The 2511-nt window shown below is 66.0% G+C and carries 2 protein-coding genes and 1 pseudogene; all 3 read left to right on the top strand.

What is annotated here, in order from left to right; translation table 11 throughout:
• Positions 1-1422: pseudogene (locus ACI2L1_RS24225) on the top strand (hypothetical protein); the annotation flags it as partial.
• A gap of 76 nt (positions 1423-1498) precedes the next feature.
• Positions 1499-2023 carry a YbaB/EbfC family nucleoid-associated protein gene (locus tag ACI2L1_RS24220; protein WP_404741441.1) on the top strand — a complete coding sequence of 175 codons (525 nt, stop codon included), beginning with the start codon at positions 1499-1501 and terminating at the stop codon, positions 2021-2023.
• Complete coding sequence (locus ACI2L1_RS24215; protein ID WP_404741440.1) at positions 2013-2354, top strand: hypothetical protein; 342 nt, start codon at positions 2013-2015, stop codon at positions 2352-2354. The genes ACI2L1_RS24220 and ACI2L1_RS24215 overlap by 11 nt, the downstream gene beginning before the upstream one ends.
• Positions 2355-2511: the final 157 nt, after the last annotated feature.

The following is a 2511-nucleotide window of genomic DNA, read 5'->3' as shown; positions in this document are numbered from 1 at the left end:
CGCGATCAGCAGCAGAAGGACCGGGACGAGGCACTCGCGCAGGCGAAGAAGGATCGCGAGGAAGCCGGCAAGCAGCAGGCGGAGGAGCGGCAGCGCGTCCAGACGGAGCAGCAGGAAGCGCGTAAGCAGGCCGAGAAGGACCGTCAGAAGGTCACCCAGGACCAGCAGAAGGAACGGGACGAGGCACTCGCGCAGGCGAAGAAGGATCGCGAGGAAGCCGGCAAGCAGCAGGCGGAGGAGCGGCAGCGAGTCCAGACGGAGCAGCAGGAAGCGCGTAAGCAGGCCGAGAAGGACCGTCAGAAAGTCATCCAGGACCAGCAGGAGACACGGGACGCGGCCAACCGCGATCGGGAAGAGGCGCGTCAGCAGGCTCTCAAGGAGCAGAATCAGGCCAAGCTCAACCTGGAGCGCGACAAGACCGACGCCCGCGCGCAGTACGAGCGGGATCTCGCCGATGCCAGAACCGAGCGTGATACCGCCGAGCAGGCCGCCGACCAGCACTCCGCAGAGGCCAAGAAGGACTTCGAGCAGGCCCAGGCCGACGCCAAGGATCAGCGGGACCACGCCCGTCAAGAGGCCGAGAGCGAACGGGCGCAGGCGAAGCGGGAGTACGAAAAGGCCCTCTCCGACGGGCGGGTCAGCCCGGAGGAGGCCAAGGCCGAGTACGACAAGAAGCTCGCTGACATCAACAACCGCGAGCACGAGGCCATCGACAAGGCCGACCAGACAGAAGCGAGAGCCAAGGAGGAGTATCAGCGGGAGAAGGACTCCGTCCAGCACGAGCAGGACCAGGCTCGCCAGGATGCGGAACAGGCCCGGAAGCAGGCCAAGGCGGACTACGACCAGCGCATGGCCGATATCCAGTCCGAGTCCGACCGGCTGAATACCCCCCAGACGGACACGGACGAGCTCATCCGGCAGCGGATCGATGCCCTTCCCCAACCCACCGCTCTGTCGTCGACGTCGACGTACTCGCCCTATGGCTCGGAGTTCGGCGGAAACCTCTACAACCAGGAGGATGTGGCGTCTGCGCTGGGCCGCGGCCAGGAACTGGCAGCCAACCCGACTGCCGGCCCCAGTGGGTATCCGAGCAGCCCGGGGATGTTCCCCCCGCACGGCGGCGCGATGGGCGGCGAAGCCGGCTCTGGCTCGGAGCGCACCCGCACTGTGCTGGAGCCAGGCGTCGGCCGTACTGGTCGGCGGGGCGCCGCTCTGGAAGCGCAGGAGAACAACGTCGTTGCGCGAAGCAACGTCCCGACTTCCAGCGGTATGCCGTTCGCGCCACCGATGGCCGGGGGCGCCGGACCGCAGCAGAACCAGGCCACTGAGAGCAGTGACCGTGAACGCACCACCTGGCTGGCCGAGGACGAGGAAGTCTGGGGCACCGACGAGGGCGGCGCTCCGCAGGCGCTCGGACGGTGACGACAACGCCCGCGCGCCCATGCGCGCGTTGAGCCCCACCGGACCGGCCGGAACAGTTGGAAGAGAACGGAGGGGAATGGGCGTGAAGGACTCCATGGAACAGCGCTTGGCCGATGCCATGGCGCGGATCAAGGCCACAGAGGAAGCGGTGGCGAAGGCCGAGTCGGAACTCAGGCAGGCAACGGTCACCGCGCGATCCGCGGACAGGACCGTGCAGGTCACGGTGGGCCCCCAGGGCGCGCTGGTCGGCCTGGACTTTCTTGACGCCAAGTACAAGAGAATGGCAGCCGCCCAGCTGTCCTCCACCATCCTGCAGACCGTGGAGAAGGCTCGCGGGGAGATGGCCCAGCGTGTGGTGGACACCTTCGAGCCGCTCACCAAGGCCGTTGACGGCGAATCCGTCTCCGAGCACACGGGCGTGGACTGGGAAAGGATCTTCGGCTCGTTTCCCGGCGGAACGGAACAGGGGGAGCAGCCAAAGACCGCGAAGGACCGGCTGCGCGACGAGATCCACGAAGACGGAGAGGAAGCGCTGTCCGCACCCGCTGGGGTGGGAAAGGCCGCGAAGAAGGCGAAGGGCGTGAGTCAGCATGGGCAGTGAGTACTCGGCGGACATCGACGGAATCCTGCAGGGCTGCCGTGAATTGCGAGACGCTGTGGCGTATGCGGACCGGCTGGGTCCCGAGTTCGATGAAAAGTATCGCAATTACATCGGCTGGTGGGGCGCTGAGGGCGACGACGATTTCGCTAACCAGGTTGGGCCGGGCTGCCGCCAGGAGCACGAACAGGTCCTTGCCACAGTCCGTTCGATCAGCGACGGATTCGCGAGTCTGATCGAGGGAATCCGCATGGAGACGTCTCAGATCAAAAAGCCGCAGGACCTGGCTCTCGACGACATTCATGACCAGGAGTCGCAGACCGGGAAGCACTAGGCACAGCTCATTGCGCCACCAGCGCACCCGGTGGCGGCGCATTGTGCGGTCATCGGCAGCGGCAGTATTTTCGGCATAGGAAAGACCAGACATGGCGATTGAGTTCTCTCCGGGCTTCAGGCAGTTCCTTGAGGTTTGGGTGGGCGCTGATGTGGCG

The sequence above is a fragment of the Streptomyces sp. NPDC019531 genome, from assembly GCF_044903305.1.
Lineage (GTDB): Bacteria > Actinomycetota > Actinomycetes > Streptomycetales > Streptomycetaceae > Streptomyces.
The sequence above is the reverse complement of the archived record's forward strand: the minus strand, read 5'-3'. Positions and strand labels throughout refer to the sequence as shown.